General features: G+C 46.6%; 19 protein-coding genes and 2 pseudogenes. 17 read left to right on the forward strand and 4 right to left on the reverse strand.

Annotation, left to right across the window (positions count from 1 at the left end):
* Positions 1-822, reverse strand: coding sequence for a late competence protein ComER (gene comER, locus C5I45_RS07245; protein WP_014305449.1), 822 nt, complete (start codon positions 820-822; stop codon positions 1-3).
* Positions 823-880: 58 nt separating this feature from the next.
* Between comER and C5I45_RS07250 the strand changes: the two genes are divergently transcribed.
* From C5I45_RS07250 to C5I45_RS07260, 3 genes are all read left to right on the forward strand, one after another.
* The gene (locus tag C5I45_RS07250; RefSeq protein WP_015387983.1) at positions 881-1,495 is read left to right on the forward strand and encodes a helix-hairpin-helix domain-containing protein; all 615 of its coding nucleotides are present in this window, start codon (positions 881-883) and stop codon (positions 1,493-1,495) included.
* Between the two features lie 66 nt (positions 1,496-1,561).
* Entirely contained in the window at positions 1,562-2,131 is a 570-nt protein-coding gene (locus C5I45_RS07255; RefSeq protein ID WP_003152868.1) for a ComE operon protein 2, read from the forward strand.
* Positions 2,132-4,483 carry a DNA internalization-related competence protein ComEC/Rec2 gene (locus tag C5I45_RS07260; RefSeq protein ID WP_107994305.1) on the forward strand — a complete coding sequence of 784 codons (2,352 nt, stop codon included), beginning with the start codon at positions 2,132-2,134 and terminating at the stop codon, positions 4,481-4,483.
* An 18-nt stretch (positions 4,484-4,501) separates the two neighbouring features.
* Here C5I45_RS07260 and C5I45_RS07265 read toward each other — a convergent pair whose 3' ends face one another.
* Positions 4,502-4,636, reverse strand: coding sequence for a YqzM family protein (locus C5I45_RS07265; protein ID WP_003152870.1), 135 nt, complete (start codon positions 4,634-4,636; stop codon positions 4,502-4,504).
* A 40-nt stretch (positions 4,637-4,676) separates the two neighbouring features.
* Between C5I45_RS07265 and C5I45_RS20215 the strand changes: the two are divergent.
* A pseudogene (locus tag C5I45_RS20215) lies at positions 4,677-4,831 on the forward strand (hypothetical protein).
* A gap of 39 nt (positions 4,832-4,870) precedes the next feature.
* Positions 4,871-5,912 (forward strand): annotated as a pseudogene (gene holA / locus C5I45_RS07270) (DNA polymerase III subunit delta).
* Positions 5,913-5,928: 16 nt separating this feature from the next.
* Here holA and rpsT read toward each other — a convergent pair.
* Positions 5,929-6,195: a 30S ribosomal protein S20 gene (gene rpsT, locus C5I45_RS07275; protein ID WP_003152876.1), complete on the reverse strand. Its 267-nt coding sequence runs from the start codon at positions 6,193-6,195 to the stop codon at positions 5,929-5,931.
* A gap of 202 nt (positions 6,196-6,397) precedes the next feature.
* On the opposite strand from rpsT, the gene gpr reads away from it, so the two are divergent.
* The 12 genes from gpr (at position 6,398) to mtaB (ending at position 20,317) form a co-directional block, all read left to right on the forward strand.
* On the forward strand, positions 6,398-7,504 hold the full coding sequence (gene gpr, locus C5I45_RS07280; RefSeq protein WP_003152878.1) for a GPR endopeptidase: 1,107 nt from the start codon (positions 6,398-6,400) through the stop codon (positions 7,502-7,504).
* 67 nt (positions 7,505-7,571) lie between these two features.
* Positions 7,572-8,765 carry a stage II sporulation protein P gene (spoIIP, locus tag C5I45_RS07285; RefSeq protein WP_003152880.1) on the forward strand — a complete coding sequence of 398 codons (1,194 nt, stop codon included), beginning with the start codon at positions 7,572-7,574 and terminating at the stop codon, positions 8,763-8,765.
* Between the two features lie 16 nt (positions 8,766-8,781).
* Positions 8,782-9,120, forward strand: coding sequence for a YqxA family protein (locus C5I45_RS07290; protein ID WP_003152882.1), 339 nt, complete (start codon positions 8,782-8,784; stop codon positions 9,118-9,120).
* 132 nt (positions 9,121-9,252) lie between these two features.
* On the forward strand, positions 9,253-11,088 hold the full coding sequence (lepA, locus tag C5I45_RS07295; protein ID WP_013352938.1) for a translation elongation factor 4: 1,836 nt from the start codon (positions 9,253-9,255) through the stop codon (positions 11,086-11,088).
* Positions 11,089-11,147: 59 nt separating this feature from the next.
* Positions 11,148-12,287, forward strand: coding sequence for a radical SAM family heme chaperone HemW (hemW, locus tag C5I45_RS07300; RefSeq protein WP_088037413.1), 1,140 nt, complete (start codon positions 11,148-11,150; stop codon positions 12,285-12,287).
* Positions 12,288-12,367: 80 nt separating this feature from the next.
* Positions 12,368-13,399 carry a heat-inducible transcriptional repressor HrcA gene (gene hrcA, locus C5I45_RS07305; protein ID WP_003152889.1) on the forward strand — a complete coding sequence of 344 codons (1,032 nt, stop codon included), beginning with the start codon at positions 12,368-12,370 and terminating at the stop codon, positions 13,397-13,399.
* 59 nt (positions 13,400-13,458) lie between these two features.
* Positions 13,459-14,034, forward strand: coding sequence for a nucleotide exchange factor GrpE (gene grpE, locus C5I45_RS07310; RefSeq protein ID WP_003152892.1), 576 nt, complete (start codon positions 13,459-13,461; stop codon positions 14,032-14,034).
* 24 nt (positions 14,035-14,058) lie between these two features.
* Complete coding sequence (gene dnaK / locus C5I45_RS07315) at positions 14,059-15,897, forward strand: molecular chaperone DnaK (protein ID WP_003152893.1); 1,839 nt, start codon at positions 14,059-14,061, stop codon at positions 15,895-15,897.
* A 185-nt stretch (positions 15,898-16,082) separates the two neighbouring features.
* The gene (dnaJ, locus tag C5I45_RS07320) at positions 16,083-17,210 is read left to right on the forward strand and encodes a molecular chaperone DnaJ (RefSeq protein WP_003152895.1); all 1,128 of its coding nucleotides are present in this window, start codon (positions 16,083-16,085) and stop codon (positions 17,208-17,210) included.
* 23 nt (positions 17,211-17,233) lie between these two features.
* The gene (gene prmA / locus C5I45_RS07325; protein ID WP_003152897.1) at positions 17,234-18,169 is read left to right on the forward strand and encodes a 50S ribosomal protein L11 methyltransferase; all 936 of its coding nucleotides are present in this window, start codon (positions 17,234-17,236) and stop codon (positions 18,167-18,169) included.
* A gap of 22 nt (positions 18,170-18,191) precedes the next feature.
* A complete protein-coding gene (locus C5I45_RS07330; protein WP_003152900.1) occupies positions 18,192-18,962 on the forward strand; it encodes a 16S rRNA (uracil(1498)-N(3))-methyltransferase in 771 nt (256 codons plus the stop codon).
* On the forward strand, positions 18,962-20,317 hold the full coding sequence (gene mtaB / locus C5I45_RS07335) for a tRNA (N(6)-L-threonylcarbamoyladenosine(37)-C(2))-methylthiotransferase MtaB (protein ID WP_014305444.1): 1,356 nt from the start codon (positions 18,962-18,964) through the stop codon (positions 20,315-20,317). Before C5I45_RS07330 ends, mtaB begins: the two co-directional genes overlap by 1 nt.
* A gap of 37 nt (positions 20,318-20,354) precedes the next feature.
* Here the strand turns inward: mtaB and C5I45_RS07340 are convergent, their stop codons facing one another.
* Complete coding sequence (locus C5I45_RS07340) at positions 20,355-21,281, reverse strand: Na/Pi symporter (protein WP_032856881.1); 927 nt, start codon at positions 21,279-21,281, stop codon at positions 20,355-20,357.
* Between the last annotated feature and the right edge of the window lie 33 nt (positions 21,282-21,314).

Below are 21,314 nucleotides of genomic sequence, written 5' to 3' on the forward strand. Positions count from 1 at the left end.
TTACACGTGAAATTGCTTCTTCACTAACGATATATCTTCATCGTATTTGTCATGTGTACGCTGAAAGACACGATTGAACATATCCTGAACACCGCTTTCGAGAGCCTTCAGTCCTTCTCCGGTGACGCCGCCTTTTACGCATACTTTTTCCTGCAAGGCGGGAAGCGTGTAATGCCCCGTTTCAAGAAGCTTTCCGAGACCGACAAGCATTTCTGTCGACATAATCACGGCTTCTTCTTTGGTGATGTCCGTTTCTTCCACTGCCGCGTCAATAAAGCGCTGAACGAGATAACTCATAAAAGCGGGCCCGCAGCTGACAATGTCTGACGCCGCTCTTGTAATACCGCTGCTGATTTCCACAGGTTTTGAAATATGAGTGAACAGCGTTTGAATATCCGCTTTTGCAGACTCGCTGCAGCTTTTGCCGAACGTAACAAGCGAGACGCCGGCCAAGGCGCGGTTCGTAATGCTCGGAATGACGCGGGCCGTCTGACACGGAACCGTATGTTCAATCTGATCCGTCTGAACGGGGCTGGTAATGGAGATTAAAATGTGATCTTTCCGTAAATGCGGTGTGAGTTTTTTCAGCAAAGGATATATATCCAGCGGTTTTACACAAATGAATATTATTTCATTATCCTGTACGAGCTTTTCCTGATCCTCGGTGACGTGGATGCCGCTGAAACGTTCTTTTAGTTTTAATGCTTTTTCGATTGTTCTGTTTGTGATGGTGATATGTGAGGGATCGGCAGCGTTTGATTCGATAAACGATTCAATCAGGATCGTTCCCATGTTTCCGGTGCCGATAAAGCCTATTTTCAATGAATTCCCCTCCTTTTTCCCTTAATCCTCTAAACCTTATGCGGGGAGGCAATGCAATATGACGAAAGCGATGATGACGGAGCGGATGCGGCGGAACCTGAAAATTCTGGGCGCTTGTCTTGCGGCAGGGGCGGTTTTTATCTGTATTTGGCTGTTTCGTTCTGAAAAGGAAGAGCCGGTCAAACAGCAGTCCGTGCTCGGTCAAACAGCCTCCGCATCCGTCGCGGACAAAAAAGACACCGCAGACGATAAGATTATGATTGATGTGAAAGGAGCGGTCCGAAATCCCGGCGTGTATGAAATGAAAGCGGGAGACAGAGTGACGCAAGCCATTGAAAAAGCCGGCGGCCTGAAGAAAAAGGCGGATGAATTGAATGTTAATTTAGCAGAGCAGCTGCAGGACGGGACGATTGTTTATATTCCGAGTGAAGGCGAAGAGGAGAATCGCCCGAAAACAGCAGTTGGTGAAAAGGAGAATGCAGCTGTCAATATCAATACGGCATCTCTGGACGAACTTCAGGCGATTTCCGGGGTGGGGCAGAAAAAAGCGGAAGCCATTATCGCCTACCGAGAAGAAAACGGACGGTTTCAGACTGCTGAAGATTTGATGAATGTATCAGGCTTTGGAGAAAAGTCATTTGAGCGGATAAAAACTTCCATTACGGTAAAGTGAATTGACGGTTCTGCTTAAATCTATGTAAACTTAGAAAAGCAACAAGACTTTTTGGAGGGAACACTTGTGGAACGAATCTCATGGAATCAATATTTTATGGCGCAAAGCCATTTGCTGGCGCTGAGAAGCACATGTCCGAGACTGTCAGTCGGGGCAACCGTAGTCAGAGATAAGCGGATGATTGCCGGCGGATACAACGGCTCAATCGCCGGCGGCGTCCATTGCGCTGATGAAGGATGCCTTTTAATAGATAATCATTGCCAGAGGACCATACATGCAGAGATGAATGCGATTCTGCAATGTTCTAAGTTCGGTGTTCCGACGGAGGGCGCCGAAATTTATGTGACGCATTATCCTTGTATTCAATGCTGCAAATCAATTATCCAGGCAGGCATCAAAACGGTCTATTATGCCGAAGATTACAAAACACAGCCTTATGCAAAAGAGCTGTTCAGCCAAGCCGGAGTCAAGGTGGAGCAGGTCGAACTTGATGAAATGATCATCGATCTGAAAAACCGCGAAAAATTGTCTTTTGTCGCAGGTCTGATTCAGCAATTATCTGATGCGGGAGTTAAGGCAGATGAACTGAAAAAAATTCATGAACAGGCCAATGAGCTGTTTACCAGTTACGTATAAATGAAATATAAATACCTTCTTCTGCCTCTGGCGGCGGTATCTGCAACTGCGGGGATTGCCGCCGCTCATGTCTTCTGGGTTCTGCTCCTTTTTCTTCTGTATCTTCTCTTTATTATGATAAAAACAAAGCAGCCTGCTCCGGTTATCATCTGCCTCGTTTCTTTTTGTGTTTATTTCTTTCTTTATACGGTTTGTGACGCTGCGAATGTAACGCGGTATCAGGCCGGCAGTTATACTGAACAGGCCGTCATCACTAATATTCCGAAGGTTGACGGAGCGAAAATGTCAGCCGTTATCCGTACACATGACAAGGAAAAATGGGCGGCTTCGTACAAAATCCGGTCTCTTGAAGAAAAGAGACTCATTGAACAGCTTGAACCGGGGATGCGCTGCACGTTTACAGGCTCTCTGGAACAGCCTGCACATGCGACGATTCCCGGGGGTTTTGATTATAAGGAATATCTTTACTCTCAGCAGATTCACTGGTTATTTACCGTGACTTCTATTCAGCAGTGTGAAAAATCCAAACAGCCGCTGTTTAAACTGCTGAGCATCAGAAAAAATTTGATTTCGATCATTCGGAATCACGTGCCTGAATCTTCCGCCGGAATTGTTGAAGCGCTGACCTTAGGTGAAAGATTTTCTATAGAAGACGATATACTGAGTGCATATCAAAATTTGGGAGTCGTTCATTTAATGGCGATTTCCGGAATGCATGTCGGTCTTATTACGGCAGGACTATTTTATGCTCTGATCAGAATCGGGCTGACTAGAGAAAAGGCGGGGATGTTGCTGCTGCTGTTTTTGCCGGTCTATACGCTGCTGAGCGGTGCCGCCCCATCCGTATTGCGCGCATCCCTCATGCTGGGATTTTATATCGCCGGAACTCTTGTTAAACGCGGCATTCATTCCTCTGCTGCATTGTCTCTGTCTTATCTGCTGCTCCTGCTGTTTAATCCTTACCTCCTTTGGCAGGCGGGCTTCCAGCTTTCCTTTGCGGTAAGCGCCTCTTTAATTCTGTCATCCTCCATTTTAAAGAAAGCAGGGAAAAGCAGACTTGCCGGGCTTGCGATGGCTTCATTCATTGCAGAGCTCAGCTCACTTCCGTTTCTTCTCTATCATTTTCAGCAAATTTCACTTGCCAGTTTTCCGATGAATATGGTGATGGTGCCATTTTATACGTTATTTGTCATTCCGGTTTCTGTCATCGGTTTCCTTCTTCTTTTACTTTCAAGGCAGATGGGAGAATGTTTGTTTAATATGTTTGACCTTGTGATGAAGCCTGTGCATGATTTCATTACATATGCGGCATCCGTTGATTTATTTACTGTGATTGTGTTAAAGCCTGACTTTCTTTCCCTTCTTCTGCTTGCTGTTTCCATTTTTACGCTTTTTGCGGCTTTAGAAAAGGGAGGTTTTTTAAAACTCAGGAAATCGGCTCTTTTTTTCTGCGCGGTTTTGGCTTATTTAATATGCCGTCCGTATTTCAGTCCATGGGGAGAAGCGGATATGCTTGATATCGGGCAGGGAGACTCGCTGTTTATAAGCGCGCCTCACCGCAAAGGGACCGTAATGGTTGATACAGGGGGAGTGATTGCTTATCCCGGAGAATCATGGAAAGAAAAACGCCACCCGTATTCTATCGGCGAGAAGGTTTTGATTCCGTTTTTAAACGGAAAAGGGGTGAAAAAGCTGGATGCGCTGATTTTAACCCATGCGGATCAGGATCACATCGGGGAAGCCGGAGTGTTAATCAAAAATCATAGAGTCAAACGGTTAATTGTCCCCGTGGGATTCGTAAAAGAACCGAAGGATCAGAACATATTAAATATGGCGAAAGAAAACAACATTCCCGTTGCCGAAGCAAAGCGGGGCGACACCATTACAGCCGGTGATCTTCAGTTTCAGGTGCTGTCTCCGGAGTCGTCTGACGGAAAGAGTAAAAATGATTCGTCACTGGTGCTTTGGACGGTTTTAGGCGGAGTGAGCTGGCTTTTGACGGGAGATTTAGAATCGGACGGCGAAACAGAAGTGCTGAAAACGTATCCGAAACTGAAGGCTGATATATTGAAGGCGGGTCATCACGGCAGCAAAAGCTCAACGGGTGAAGCCTTTTTGAAACAGCTTCAGCCGGAAGCAGCGCTGATTTCAGCAGGAAAAGAGAATCGATACCATCATCCGCACGAAGAAGTGCTGGATCGTTTGAAGGCGTACTCTGTCAATGTGCTTCGCACCGATATCAGCGGAACGATTCAATACAGATTTGAAAAAGGCGCCGGAACGTTTTCCGTCTTCCCTCCATATGATATAGAAGAAACCAGGGCGCAAGAAGTAAAAAAGACTGCCGATTGACAGCAGCCCGGAATGCGGCTAAGAGCCGATAAGATGGATGGCTGTTGCCATCACGAACAAAAAGGCGAAAAATCCGAAGGACACGACAAAACCGACAGCTGAGTCAACAGCATCATTTCGTTTGCTTTGAACGTTTTTTTCAAAATCATTCAATTTCATCCCTCCTGACTTCCCTAAGTATACTGGAATTGTTTTGAAAAATCTAGAAGTGATGGTAACGTTTTCTGTTCTTGTGATTATCGCCTTTTTACAAGCAGACCCGGGAGCTTGTGAATCAGGCGTTTATTATAAATGAGGGAGCTGTCCTTTTTAAAGCTTCCTCTTTACTATTTGCCGAACTCAATTTAGGATAGAAGGGGATCAAGAAAGAGAGGAAGTCATACGATCATGGTATTTGATGTTTGGAAAGCCCTGAAAAAAGGGGATGTCCGCTCCGTTTATTGCTTATACGGAAAAGAAACGTATCTGCTCCAAGAGACTGTCAGCCGGATCAGACAAGCTGTCGTTGATGAGGAGACTAAAGATTTTAACCTATCTGTTTTTGATCTTGAAGAGGATCCGCTTGACCAGGCCATAACCGATGCGGAAACGTTTCCGTTTATGGGAGAGAAGCGGCTGGTTATCGTAAAAAATCCGTCTTTTTTAACAGGGGAAAAAAAGAAAGAAAAAATAGAGCATAATACAAGCGCTTTGGAGACTTACCTGAAGGAGCCTGCGCCTTATACGGTCTTTGTGATTGTGGCTCCGTATGAAAAGCTGGACGAACGGAAAAAGCTGACGAAAGCGCTGAAGCAAAAAGCCCTTATGATTGAAGCTAAGGAGCTGAATGCAAAGGAGACGACTGATTTTACGATTAATCTGGCGAAATCCGAAAATAAAACGATGGATACAGAAGCTGCCGAGCATTTGGTTCTGCTTGCAAACGGCCATCTGTCTTCCATATATCAGGAAATACAAAAACTCTCCGCCTACACCGGTGACAGACATGAGATCACGCTTGAAGATGTCCGGGAGCTTGTCGCAAGAAGTTTGGAGCAGAATATTTTTGAGCTGATCAACAAAATCGTGAACCGAAAACGGACGGAAAGTCTTCAAATATTTTATGATCTTTTAAAACAAAACGAAGAACCGATCAAAATTATGGCGCTGATCGCCAACCAATTCCGTCTGATTATGCAGACAAAGTATTTTGCGGGACAAGGATACGGCCAAAAGCAAATCGCTTCCAACTTAAAGGTGCACCCCTTCCGGGTAAAGCTGGCGATGGATCAGGCGAGGCTATTTTCTGAAGAAGAGCTGCGGCGTATTATAGAAAGGCTCGCAGTGATGGATTATGAAATGAAAACGGGGAAAAAGGACAAGCAGCTCTTGCTGGAGCTCTTTCTCCTTGAGCTTCTCCGGACTGAATGAAAAAAACGATCCCCGTTAAAGGGATCGTTTTTGTATTATGCAGAAAGTCCGTTCACTTGTTTCGCAAGTCTAGATTTGTATCGAGCTGCGGCATTTTTGTGTACAAGACCTGTTTTCACTGCTTTATCAATGCGTTTCGCTGCTTCAGAAAGAGCAGTTTTCGCTTTATCCGCTTCGTTGTTAGCAACAGAAGCTTCAACTTGTTTGATTGCAGTACGCATAGCAGATTTGATTGTCGCGTTATGAGCGCGGCGTTCGTTGTTTGTTTTTGTACGTTTAATCGCTGATTTAATGTTTGGCATGTGTTTCACCTCCTAAGATACAACCTGTAGCACAGTGTCTTAAGGTTAAATCTTCTTCACAATAGAACAAATTGTATTCTATCAAACAGAACTTTAGATTGCAATATAAATGTAAAGTATTTTTCGTTGATGGGTAAATTCGCATGATTCGTTTTGTAAATGGCCACACTATGTACCACGATGATTGAAGGAGGTCTTTCCTGTGAAAAACAATGAACTGGATGTCAATCAATTTCTGATACGGACGGATTTAGCGGTAGAAACGAAACAGGCGGTAAAAGACGGACAAGCCGGTCAGACAAAAGAAATAAACGGGTTTATTGAAAAAGAACGCGACAAGGGCGGCATTAAAGTCAGAACCGTCGATATTACCAAAGAAGGCGCCGAGCTATCGGGGAAAAAGCAGGGACGCTATGTCACGATCGAGGCTCAAGGGGTTCGGGAACACGACTCTGACATGCAGGAAAAAGTAACGGAAGTGTTTGCCGAGGAATTTTCCGCCTATCTGTCGGCATTAAAGATTCCAAAGGATGCAAGCTGTTTGATCGTCGGTCTCGGCAACTGGAATGTGACGCCGGATGCGCTCGGCCCTCTCGTGACCGAAAACCTTCTTGTGACAAGGCATCTGTTCAGGCTTCAGCCGGAAAACGTACAGGAAGGGTACAGGCCGGTCAGCGCGCTTGCTCCCGGTGTGATGGGATTAACGGGAATTGAAACGAGCGATATTATTCAAGGTGTGATCAAAGAATCAAAGCCGGATTTTGTGATTGCGGTAGACGCTCTTGCGGCAAGAGCCGTTGAAAGGGTGAACACGACCATCCAATTTTCTGATACGGGCATTCACCCGGGATCAGGCGTCGGCAATAAGAGAAAAGAATTAAGCAAGGAGACGCTCGGCATCCCCGTCATCGCAATCGGGGTACCGACTGTCGTTGATGCGGTTACGATCGCGAGCGATACGGTGGATTATATATTAAAGCATTTCGGCAGAGAGATGAAAGATGACAGCCCGTCAAGATCTCTGGTGCCCGCCGGAATGAACTTCGGCAAAAAGAAGGTGCTGACAGACGAAGACCTTCCCGGAGAAAAAGAACGCCAATCCTTTCTCGGTATTGTCGGCACACTGGACGAAAACGAAAAACGCCAGCTGATTCACGAAGTGCTCTCTCCGCTCGGCCATAATCTGATGGTCACGCCGAAGGAGATTGACACCTTTATTGATGATATGGCGAACGTGCTTGCAAACGGGTTAAACACCGCCCTTCATGAAAAAGTGTCACAAGATAACAAAGGTTCTTATAATCATTAAAATGGTTCTACCTCCTCTAGCTTGTTCATAGAGTAATTACTAGACAAGCGCTGGAGGGATTCAAATCATGAGAAAAAAACGCAGAAACCGTCAAATTGTCGTTGCAGTAAACGGTGGAAATGCGCTCAAGGGCATGTTTTTGTTTATGACAAGCCTTATCGTTATTTTCGTATTATCGGGTGTGCTCACATCGCTTCGCCCTGAACTGAGGCTTTCTTCGAATTCTCTTCACGGAATTGCCGGAGAACTTCCGGGTGACGCGTTTGCACACCTCCTCGGTATGGAAAATCATTATTTCGCCTCAGAGCTTCCTGAAAAAGACTCTTTTCAGCTGTCCCGGCTTTCCTTAAAACTGGCGACAAGCATTAATATGGAAGACCCGCGGAGTTTCTTGGGACGTGAGCTGCCGGGATTTGCCCAATACGATACGGAGATCCTTCTGGCGGGGCAGGGGACTGATTATACGAATATGCCTGCTGAATCCCCGCCGCCGTCAAAGGTGATGGAAAAAGAAAAAGAAGTGAACCTGGCAGAAATCGAAAACAAAACGAAAAAAGAAGAAAAGGCGCCGCCGAAACATTCAACAGGCAGCAAAAAAGTCGTTTTTATTTACCACACTCATAATACCGAATCCTATCTTCCTCTGTTAAAAGGGGAAACAAATCCGGATAACGCCCGCCATTCGAAGGCCAATGTCACGCTTGTCGGAGATATGTTCGGAAAAGCGCTTGAAGCGCAAGGTGTAGGAGCGACCGTAGATAAAACCGACATTCAGGCCCGCCTGAACAAAGACGGTTTAAATTATGCGCGAAGCTACGACGAATCAAGGCCGGTCGTAAAAAGCGCGCTCGCCAAAAATAAAAACCTGCAATATACCATAGACATTCACCGGGATTCCCGCCGCAAGAAAAATACGACAGCCGACATCAAAGGAAAAAGCTATGCCAGGGTCGCCATCGTCGTCGGCAAAAAAAGCGCTAATTTTGAAGAAAACTATAAACTCGCAAGTGAACTTCATAAGCTGATGGAGAAAAAATACCCCGGCTTAAGCGTCGGTGTTTTATCAAAAGGCTCTCCGGGAGATAATGGAGTGTACAACCAGGATTTAAACGACCGGTCGCTTCTGCTGGAATTCGGGGGCGTGGATAACAATCTTGAAGAACTGAGGCGCGCATCAGATGCCGCGGCCGATGTATTCAGCGAACTGTACTGGGATGCAGACAAGGTCAGCTCGCAATCAGGAGAGAAGAAAAAACAATAGAAATCAGGTGATGCAAATGATCCGTTTTACCGGCAAATGCCTGCTGATCGCTATTGTCATGTTTGTCGGCGTTTTGTTCGGCATGCAGCAGGCAAACAGCGGAATGCTTGATATGAAAGGATACAAAGATCCCTCTTTAAAAGGAGCATTCACGCTCGGCGGCGGAGAAGGACAGGAAAAAGAAGCTTCCATTTTGGGGCAAACCGTTACGGCGAAAGATCTGGAAGAAAAACAAAAACAGCTGGAACAGGCGGAAACCTTCAACCTGTTTTCAAAAGCCGGAGAAACCCTTTCAAATACCGTGACGGACTCGGCGCAGGCGATGTACGAGTGGGTTTCGAAACTGAACCGTTAGCATTGATGAAGAGAAAAGCGGATGATTCCTTAAAGGAAGCTTTTCTCTTTCTTGTTTTAATTGAATGTTTACAATCCTATTGATATAATCTAAGCTAGTGTATTTTGCGTTTAATAGTAGGAGTGATAGATTGTGACAGATAAAGAAAAGCGTTTAGAGAGGCAGTCAAGAATCCGGAATTTCTCCATCATCGCCCACATAGACCACGGCAAATCGACCTTGGCGGATCGGATTTTAGAAAAAACATCGGCGATCACCCAGCGGGAAATGAAAGAACAATTGCTTGATTCAATGGACCTTGAACGCGAACGGGGAATTACCATCAAATTAAATTCCGTTCAGCTGAAATACAAAGCAAAAGACGGAGAAGAATATATATTCCATCTCATCGACACGCCCGGACACGTCGACTTTACATATGAAGTTTCGCGAAGCCTGGCTGCCTGTGAAGGCGCGATTCTCGTTGTTGATGCGGCTCAGGGAATAGAAGCGCAGACATTGGCGAACGTCTATCTGGCGCTTGATAATGATCTTGAGATTCTTCCTGTCATTAATAAAATCGATCTTCCGAGCGCAGAGCCAGAACGTGTGCGTCAAGAGGTTGAGGACGTTATCGGCCTTGACGCTTCAGACGCCGTCCTCGCTTCAGCGAAAGCGGGCATCGGCATCGAAGACATTTTAGAACAGATCGTAGAAAAAGTGCCGGCTCCCGCGGGAGATCCGGAAGCTCCGCTGAAAGCGCTCATCTTTGACTCGCTTTATGACGCGTACCGCGGAGTCGTCGCGTATATCAGAGTCGTAGAAGGAACGGTCAAACCGGGCCAGAAAATTAAAATGATGGCAACCGGAAAAGAGTTTGAAGTCATCGAAGTCGGCGTCTTCACGCCGAAAGCGCAGCCGGCTGACGAATTGACAGTCGGTGACGTAGGCTATTTGACAGCCGCAATCAAAAACGTCGGCGACACCCGTGTCGGTGATACGATCACGAGCGCGGTTAAGCCTGCGGCAGAAGCGCTTCCGGGCTACCGCAAACTCAATCCGATGGTATACTGCGGACTTTATCCGATTGACACAGCCAAATATAATGATTTGCGCGAAGCTCTGGAAAAACTTGAATTGAACGATTCATCTCTTCAATACGAGGCGGAGACGTCACAAGCCCTCGGCTTCGGTTTCCGCTGCGGCTTTTTAGGAATGCTTCACATGGAAATCATTCAAGAGCGGATTGAACGGGAATTTAAAATTGACCTTATTACGACCGCGCCGAGCGTTATTTATGACGTTTATATGACGGACGGCGAAAAGATCATCGTGGATAACCCGTCAAACATGCCTGACCCGCAGAAAATAGAGCGGGTGGAAGAACCTTATGTCAAAGCGACGATGATGGTACCGAACGATTACGTCGGAGCGGTTATGGAGCTTTGTCAGGGGAAACGGGGCAACTTTATCGATATGCAGTACTTAGACGCCAACCGAGTCAGCATTGTATATGAGATGCCTCTTGCGGAAATCGTATATGAATTTTTTGATCAGCTGAAATCCAGCACGAAAGGGTACGCCTCTTTCGATTACGAGCTGATCGGCTACAAACCGTCCAAACTCGTCAAAATGGACATTATGCTGAATGCAGAAAAAATTGATGCGCTGTCGTTTATCGTGCACCGCGATTACGCATACGAGCGCGGGAAAGTCATCGTCGAAAAATTGAAAGAATTGATCCCCCGCCAGCAATTCGAAGTGCCCGTGCAGGCAGCGATCGGACAGAAAATCGTGGCCCGCTCAACCATTAAGGCCATGCGGAAAAACGTCCTTGCAAAATGTTACGGAGGAGACATCTCGCGGAAACGGAAGCTTCTTGAAAAACAAAAAGAAGGAAAACGCCGGATGAAGCAGGTCGGCTCGGTAGAAGTGCCGCAGGAAGCGTTTATGGCCGTTCTTAAAATGGATGACAGCCCGAAAAAATAACGGAAGCCGCCGCAGTCCAGCGCTGCGGCTTCTTTCTGTAAAGAAGAAGGTGTTTCAAAATGAAATCAGCTTATATTCATATTCCGTTTTGTGAGCATATCTGCCACTATTGCGATTTCAATAAATATTTTATTCAGAGCCAGCCTGTCGATGAGTACTTAAACTCACTCGAAAAGGAAATGATAAATACAATAGAACGGACGGGACGCCCTGATCTCCGCACGATTTTTATCGGGGGAGGCACGCCGACATCGCTCTTACCCGCCCAGCTGGAAAAATTGATGGATTCCATTCACCGCGTGCTGAAGCCTTCTGACGGACTCATAGAATTTGCCGCGGAAGCGAATCCGGATGATTTGTCCCCGGAAAAATTAAAAATCATGAAAAATGCCGGTGTCAACCGGCTGAGCTTCGGTGTTCAAACCTTTGAAGATGAGCTTTTACAAAAAATCGGCAGAGTGCATAAACAAAAGGACGTATTCACTTCCTTTGAACGTGCGAGGGCTCTCGGCTTTGACAACATCAGTCTCGATTTGATGTTCGGCCTGCCGGGTCAGACGCTGGCCGATCTTGACAATTCCGTCAAAACGGCTTTGTCTCTTGATGCGGAGCACTATTCCGTTTACTCGCTGATCGTAGAGCCGAAAACGGTGTTTTATAATTTAATGCAAAAAGGCCGCCTGCATCTCCCGGCGCAAGAACAAGAGGCCGAGATGTATGAAACGGTCATGAGGCAGATGAGTGAAGCGGGCATCCGTCAATACGAGATCAGTAACTTTGCAAAGCCAGGATACGAGTCGCAGCATAATCTGACGTATTGGAGCAATGAAGCGTATTTCGGTTTTGGCGCAGGCGCTCACGGGTATATCAGCGGCACGCGCACCGTCAACGCCGGGCCTGTGAAACATTACATTCAGCTCATCGAAGAAAAGGGGCTGCCTTACCGTGACACGCACGAGGTGACACGGGAGGAGCAGATTGAAGAAGAAATGTTCCTCGGTCTCAGAAAAATGTCCGGCGTACAAAAGCAAGCTTTTCTCGATAAATTCGGACGCTCGGTCGACGAACTGTTTCCCGATGTTCTCAAAGATTTAACCGAAAAAGGCCTGATCTGTGACACGGAAGAATCGGTTGCATTAACGCATGAGGGCAAATTATTAGGAAATGAGGTTTTTGGCGCTTTTTTGGGTGAGTTATAATTGACATTTTTCTTTTGGTTTGTTACTTTTGATATAGAATTAGCACTCGCTGACCTTGAGTGCTAACAGGGGTGATGATGATGTTAACAAATCGTCAGCTGTTGATCCTGCAAGTGATTATTAATGATTTTATACAATCAGCGCAGCCTGTAGGATCAAGAACTCTTTCAAAAAAAGACGAGATTACATTCAGCTCTGCAACGATCAGAAACGAGATGGCTGACTTGGAGGAATTGGGCTTTATTGAAAAAACCCATTCATCCTCAGGACGGATTCCGTCGGAAAAAGGGTACAGGTATTATGTCGATCATTTGCTGTCACCCGTCAAGCTGACAAAAACCGATCTGGATTTAATTCACTCGATATTTAAAGAAAAAATCTTCGAGCTGGAAAAAACAGTCCAAAAATCAGCGCAAATCCTGTCCGACCTGACAAACTACACATCGATTGTCCTCGGGCCGACGCTGAGCGAGAACTATCTTAAACAGATTCAAATCGTTCCGATCCAGCCGGATAAGGCGGTCGCCATCCTCGTCACGAACACGGGGCATGTCGAAAACCGCACCATCAATTTCCCGGCTAAAGTGGATTTGGCCGATATTGAAAAACTGGTCAATATATTAAACGATCGATTAGCGGGCGTGCCGATGGACGAACTGAATGAGCGCATTTTCAAAGAGGTTGTCACATATTTAAGGCAGCATATCGCCAACTATGACAGCATACTTGAATCGCTCCGCTCCACATTCCATCCGGCGGCCCACGTTGAGAAATTGTTTTTCGGCGGAAAGATCAACATGCTGAATCAGCCGGAGTTTCACGATATTGAAAGGGTCCGCTCGCTCTTATCTTTAATTGAAAAAGAGCAGGATGTTCTGAAGCTGTTTCAGTCATCAAAAGCCGGGATTTCAATCAAAATCGGGAAAGAAAACGACTACGAAGAAATGGAAAACTGCAGCTTAATCACGGCCACCTATACAGTTGATACGAAGCAGATCGGATCAATCGCAATCATCGGGCCGACGCGCATGAATTATTCAAGAGTCGTCAGCCTGCTGCAGCACGTGACTTCGGACTTGTCAAAAGCATTCACAAGTTTGTATGATGAATAAGGGAATTTTGGCAATCATTTTCAGTCATCTTTTTACAGCATTTGAGGGAGGTGAACACAATGTCAGAAGAAAAACAAACCGCAGAACAGGTCGAAGCAGCAGAACAAGAAGAAGTGACAGAACAGGCAGAACAAGCGGCTTCACAAGAGCAGCATGAAGAAACGGCAGGTCAGGAAGAAGCCCTTCAGCACCAAATTGATGAATTGCAGGGTTTGCTTGATGAAAAAGAAAACAAGCTTTTGCGTGTTCAAGCAGACTTTGAAAACTATAAACGACGCAGCCGCCTTGAAATGGAAGCTGCTCAGAAATACCGTTCTCAAAACGTCGTAACGGAAATCCTTCCGGCTCTCGACAACTTTGAACGGGCGTTACAGGTAGAAGCTGAAAGCGAGCAGACAAAAAGCTTGCTGCAAGGTATGGAAATGGTCCGCCGCCAGCTGATGGACGCACTTGAAAAAGAAGGCGTTGAAGCCATCGAAGCTGTCGGTCAGGAATTTGATCCGAACCTTCACCAAGCCGTCATGCAGGTGGAAGATGAAAACTTCGGCAGCAATATTGTTATCGAAGAACTGCAAAAAGGCTACAAACTGAAGGATCGCGTCATCCGTCCTTCAATGGTAAAAGTGAATCAATAACTACATAGCAGGAGGTAATTCAAAGTGAGTAAAGTAATCGGAATTGACTTGGGTACGACAAACTCATGTGTGGCAGTGCTTGAAGGCGGAGAGCCTACAGTTATCGCCAACGCTGAAGGAAACCGTACGACTCCGTCAGTCGTTGCATTTAAAAACGGCGAGCGCCAAGTAGGGGAAGTGGCGAAACGCCAATCAATCACAAATCCTAACACAATCATGTCTGTCAAACGCCATATGGGTACTGACTATAAAGTGGAAATCGAAGGAAAAGATTACACGCCTCAAGAAGTGTCAGCTATTATCCTTCAGCATCTGAAAGCATACGCTGAAAGCTACCTCGGCGAAACAGTTTCAAAAGCTGTTATCACGGTTCCTGCATACTTCAACGATGCAGAGCGCCAAGCGACAAAAGATGCCGGTAAAATCGCCGGTCTTGAAGTAGAGCGTATTATCAACGAACCGACTGCAGCAGCGCTTGCATACGGACTTGATAAAACAGACGAAGACCAAACGATTCTTGTTTACGACCTTGGCGGCGGTACGTTTGACGTATCTGTTCTTGAACTTGGCGACGGCGTGTTTGAAGTCCGTTCAACTGCCGGTGACAACCGTCTTGGCGGGGACGACTTTGACCAAGTCATCATCGATCATCTCGTAGCAGAATTCAAAAAAGAAAACGGCATTGATCTTTCAAAAGACAAAATGGCGCTTCAGCGTTTGAAAGATGCGGCTGAGAAAGCGAAAAAAGATCTTTCCGGCGTATCATCTACACAAATTTCTTTACCGTTTATCACAGCGGGAGAAGCAGGTCCTCTTCACCTTGAGCTGACACTGACCCGCGCTAAATTCGAAGAGCTTTCCGCTCACCTTGTTGAGCGCACAATGGCTCCTGTCCGTCAGGCTCTTCAAGATGCGGATCTTTCTGCGAGCGAAATCGACAAAGTTATCCTTGTCGGCGGATCAACACGTATTCCTGCCGTACAGGAAGCAATCAAAAAAGAAACGGGTAAAGAAGCGCATAAAGGCGTAAACCCTGATGAAGTTGTAGCGCTGGGTGCAGCGATTCAAGGCGGCGTCATCACGGGAGACGTAAAAGACGTTGTTCTTCTTGACGTTACACCGCTTTCTCTCGGTATTGAAACAATGGGCGGCGTGTTCACGAAACTGATCGACCGCAACACGACAATTCCGACGAGCAAGTCTCAAGTATTCTCAACTGCAGCTGACAACCAAACGGCTGTTGACATTCACGTGCTTCAAGGTGAGCGCCCGATGTCTGCGGACAACAAAACGCTCGGCCGCTTCCAGCTTACTGATATCCCGCCTGCACCGCGCGGCGTACCGCAAATCGAAGTTTCTTTCGATATTGACAAAAACGGTATCGTAAACGTAAGAGCGAAAGACTTAGGCACAGGAAAAGAACAAAACATTACAATCAAATCTTCTTCAGGTCTTTCTGATGATGAGATCGAACGCATGGTAAAAGAAGCGGAAGAAAACGCTGACGCTGATGCGAAGAGAAAAGAAGAAATCGAAGTCCGCAACGAAGCTGACCAGCTTGTGTTCCAAACGGAAAAGACATTAAAAGATCTGGAAGGCAAAGTGGACGAAGAGCAAGTGAAAAAAGCAAACGACGCGAAAGACGCGCTGAAAGCCGCTATCGAGAAAAACGAAATTGAAGACATCAAAGCGAAAAAAGATGAGCTTCAAACAATCGTTCAAGAGCTTTCTATGAAGCTTTATGAAGAAGCGGCAAAAGCGCAGCAGGCTGAAGGCGCAGCAAACGCTGAAGGCAAAAAAGCGGACGACAACGTTGTCGATGCGGAATACGAAGAAGTAAAAGACGACGAAACGAAAAAATAAGTTCTTTCCCGCATGGCTATAGGCGGAAGAACACACAGCATATTCTGATTCAACAGACAGAAAGTCAAAGTCAGGCATCTCTTGGCTTTGACTTTTTTTCTTGCCCGGGATAAAAGGAATTGAAAAAACATAATTCAAAATGATACAATCTAATTTATGTGAGAAATTCGGGAGAGTGAAGCGAGATGAGTAAGCGTGATTACTATGAAGTGCTTGGGGTAAGTAAGAGCGCTTCAAAGGATGAAATCAAAAAAGCCTATCGGAAGCTTTCAAAAAAATATCATCCTGATATCAATAAAGAATCCGGAGCAGATGAAAAATTCAAAGAGGTAAAAGAAGCGTACGAAGCGCTCTCAGACGACCAAAAACGCGCTCAATATGACCAATTCGGCCATACAGACCCTAACCAGGGATTCGGCGGCGGTTTCGGAGGCGGCGGAGACTTCGGCGGCTTCGGTTTCGATGACATATTCTCAAGCATCTTCGGAGGCGGCACGAGACGCCGTGACCCGAATGCGCCGCGGCAAGGCGCGGATCTGCAGTATACAATGACCCTGTCATTTGAAGACGCGGCTTTCGGAAAAGAAACAATCATTGAAATTCCGCGCGAAGAGAATTGCGAAACATGTAAAGGATCGGGCGCAAAGCCGGGAACAAAGCCGGATACGTGCTCGCACTGCGGAGGTTCAGGCCAGCTGAACGTCGAACAGAACACGCCGTTTGGCAAAGTGGTTAACCGAAGAGTCTGCCACCACTGTGAAGGAACAGGAAAAATCATCAAAAACAAGTGTTCTGACTGCGGCGGCACGGGCAAAGTGAAAAAACGGAAAAAAATCAATGTCACGATTCCTGCCGGTGTGGATGACGGACAGCAGCTGCGCGTTCCGGGCCAAGGTGAACCGGGCGTAAACGGAGGGCCTGCGGGAGATCTGTTTGTCGTATTCCATGTGCGCGCCCACGAGTTCTTTGAACGCGACGGAGACGATATTTATTGCGAAATGCCGTTAACGTTTGCCCAAGCGGCCCTCGGAGACGAAGTGGAAGTGCCGACGCTTCACGGAAAAGTGAAATTGAAAATACCTGCCGGCACACAAACCGGCACGAAATTCAGATTAAGAGGCAAAGGCGTTCAGAACGTCCGGGGCTACGGACAAGGCGACCAGCACATTGTCGTCCGCGTCGTCACACCGACGAATCTGACAGACAAACAAAAAGACATCATCCGCGAGTTCGCTGAAGTCAGCGGAAACCTGCCGGATGAACAAGAAATGAGTTTCTTTGACAAAGTAAAACGCGCATTTAAAGGCGAGTAATGATTGGATAGGAGTTGGTAGTTTTGAAATGGTCCGAAATCAGCATTCACACAACACATGAAGCGGTCGAACCCATCTCAAATATTTTGCATGAAGCTGGTGCGAGCGGGGTTGTCATCGAAGATCCGCTTGATTTAATGAAAGAGCGTGAGAATGTTTACGGGGAAATCTACCAGCTCGACCCCAATGATTACCCCGATGAGGGTGTCATTGTCAAAGCGTATCTGCCGATTAACAGTTTCCTCGGCGAAACGGTGGACGGCATTAAAGAGACGATTAATAATCTGCTTTTGTACGACATTGATTTAGGCAGAAACACAATCACCATTTCTGAAGTTAATGAAGAAGAATGGGCGACAGCTTGGAAAAAGTATTATCATCCGGTGAAAATTTCTGAAAAATTCACGATCGTACCCACATGGGAAACGTACACACCCGTGAATACCGATGAACTGATTATCGAAATGGATCCGGGCATGGCATTCGGTACGGGAACGCATCCGACAACCGTTCTGTGCATTCAGGCGCTTGAGCGTATCGTTCAAAAAGGCGACCGTGTCATTGATGTCGGCACCGGTTCAGGAATTTTAAGCATCGCGGCCGCCATGCTTGAGGCCGAATCGGTTCATGCGTATGACCTTGATCCGGTCGCTGTTGAAAGCGCGCGTCTGAATCTAAAATTGAACAAAGTGAGTGATACGGCCGAAGTGAAGCAGAACAATTTGTTAGACGGCATCACGGGCGAACATGATGTCATTGTCGCAAATATTCTGGCGGAAGTGATTCTCCGCTTTACATCACAGGCGTACGACCTGCTCAAAGACGGAGGCCATTTTATTACTTCAGGCATTATCGGCCAGAAAAAACAGGAAGTAAAAGAAGCGTTGGAAAAAGCCGGCTTTACCATCACAGAAATTCTGTCTATGGAAGATTGGGTCAGCATCATCGCGAAAAAATAACAGTTAGTAGGTGTCACAGCGTATGCAACGATATTTTATCGAGCTCACGAAGCAGGAGATGGACGAAACTCCCGATTTTCAAATTACGGGGGAAGACGTCCACCATATAGCGAACGTCATGAGAATGAGTGCGGGAGACCGGATAATCTGCTGTTCGAAAGACGGCCATGAAGCGTTATGCCTGCTCAAAGCGGTTTCTAAAGATCATATATCATGCAGCATTGCTGAATGGACGGGTGAAAACCGTGAACTGCCGTTAAAAATCAGGATTGCCAGCGGCCTTCCGAAAGGCGATAAGCTTGAATGGATTATCCAAAAAGGGACCGAGCTGGGGGCTAGTATGTTCATCCCCTTTCAGGGCGCCAGATCCGTCGTTAAGCTAGACGACAAAAAGGCAAAAAAAAAGCGGGAGAGATGGGCGAAAATCGCGAAGGAAGCGGCGGAGCAATCGTACCGCAATGAAATTCCCGAAGTGAAAACCGTTCATACGTTCCGGCAGCTGCTTGAAATGGCGGAGAATGTCGATAAATGTGTCGTTGCATACGAGGAGTCATCAAAGCAGGGAGAAACGGGCGCTTTCGCCGCGGAGCTTAAAAGCCTTCCGCAAGGTTCGTCTCTTTTAATCGTATTCGGCCCTGAAGGCGGTCTGACTGAGTCTGAAGTTCATCAGCTTTCAGAAAAAGGCGCCGTCTTATGCGGCCTCGGACCGAGAATTTTACGGACTGAAACTGCGCCTCTTTACGCGTTAAGCGCAGTTTCCTATCATACAGAGTTATTAAGAGGTGATCAGTAATGGCAACTGTTGCTTTTCATACCCTTGGCTGCAAGGTCAATCATTATGAAACAGAAGCAATCTGGCAGCTGTTTAAAGATGCGGGTTATGAACGAAAAGAATTCGAACAGACAGCAGATGTATATGTCATTAATACATGTACGGTAACAAACACGGGAGATAAAAAAAGCCGTCAAGTCATCAGACGGGCGATCCGCCAAAATCCTGACGGCGTCATCTGCGTAACAGGGTGCTATGCGCAAACCTCTCCGGCAGAAATTATGGCCATCCCGGGTGTTGACATCGTCGTCGGCACGCAGGATCGTGAAAAAATGCTCGGTTACATTGAGCAGTACAGGGAAGAGCGTCAGCCGATCAACGGCGTCGGCAATATTATGAAAGCACGCGTGTTTGAAGAGCTGGATGTTCCCGCTTTTACTGACCGCACAAGAGCGTCGTTAAAAATCCAAGAGGGCTGCAACAACTTCTGTACGTTCTGCATTATCCCTTGGGCGCGCGGCCTGCTTCGTTCCCGCGATCCGGAAGAAGTCATTAAACAGGCGCAGCAGCTGGTGGATGCCGGCTATAAAGAAATCGTCCTGACGGGGATTCATACGGGCGGCTACGGCGAAGATATGAAAGATTATAATTTCGCCAAGCTTCTCCGCGAGCTTGACACACGTGTAGAAGGACTGAAGCGGATCAGAATTTCATCTATTGAAGCAAGTCAAATCACTGATGAAGTGATTGAAGTGCTGGATGCGTCTGATAAAATCGTCCGCCACCTTCATATCCCGATTCAGTCAGGATCAAACACCGTTCTGAAACGGATGAGACGCAAATATACGATGGAATTTTTCGCGGACCGTTTAAATAAGCTGAAAGAAGCGCTGCCGGGTCTTGCCGTCACATCTGATGTCATCGTCGGTTTCCCGGGTGAAACGGAAGAAGAATTTATGGAAACATACCGGTTCATTAAAGAACATAAGTTTTCAGAGCTTCACGTATTCCCTTACAGCAAACGCACCGGAACACCTGCGGCCAGAATGGAAGACCAGGTTGACGAAAACGTGAAAAACGAACGGGTGCATAAGCTGATTGCGCTGTCTGACCAGCTTGCCAAAGAATACGCCTCCGATTATGAAGGAGAGGTTCTGGAAATCATTCCGGAAGAGGCGTTTAAAGAGTCTGATGAGGACGGCATGTTCGTCGGCTATACGGACAATTACATGAAAGTCGTCTTCAAAGGCACGGAAGATGTAATCGGCAAACTTGTCAAAGTCAAAATTCAAAAAGCGGGCTATCCGTATAACGAAGGACAATTCGTCCGCGTCGTTGAGGATGAAATGACCCGAAACATGCGCATGTCTTCATAACAGATAAAAAAACCGGTGCCTTCCCGCATCGGTTTTTTTACGGTTTCGGAGGAATCAGCCTGTCAATCAGCCGGTAAAACAAATGTGTGAACGGCAGAAACAATAAGGCGGTGACTACGTTAAATAACAGGCTGAAATGCGCAATCATCTGCGCGGGATCATCAGACAGGCGCTCCGTAATACCTGCTGATGCGGACAGGAAGGGAAAGACGAGCAGCACACCGAGAATATTAAACACTACGTGAGCACCGGCGGTCTGTCTGGCGGCATAACCGCCTGAAACAGCAGCCATGACGGCCGTGACGCATGTCCCGATATTAGATCCCAGAACGACGCTGACCGCTTGTTCAATGCCGATCACCCCTTCGTTCATAAAACTCATCAAAATGCCGATGCAGACGGAGCTTGAATGAATGATTGCCGTCAATATCATGCCGATAAAAAGAGCGGACCAGCTCGAATCATTCACATGGCGCAAAACCTCCGCCCCCGCCTTCATTTCTGTCAGCGGAACGGCAAGCCGGCTGAAGCATGTGATGCAAAAAAAGATGATGCCGAGACCGAGGAAGCTTATACCGATCTGCCTGAACGGATATTTACGGATGAGGATAAACACAAGGCCTCCGATAAAAAGCACCCAAATGAGCACATCCATCTTTATGGCTAAAAACTCCGTCGTAAACGTGGAGCCGACATTCGTGCCGAGAATCATCGGAATGGTCCGTTTAAAAGATAAAGCGCCTGCGCTGACAAAGCCGATGACAATGACCATGAAGGCTGAGCTGCTCTGAAGAAAACCGGTGAATACGATGCTTATGAGAAAAGCTTTCAAAGGGTGGTCGGTAAATAAGAGCAGGCTTTTCTCAATTTTTGAATACGTTAATGCGATCAGGCCCTGCCTGAGCAGGCTCATTCCGAGTAAAAAAACCAGGATAAGTGCGGTAAAGAGAATCAGTATTATCAAACGAAACACCCCTTTCCATCATTATATAGACAA

The organism is Bacillus sp. ZY-1-1 (assembly GCF_003047165.1).
Lineage (GTDB): Bacteria > Bacillota > Bacilli > Bacillales > Bacillaceae > Bacillus > Bacillus velezensis.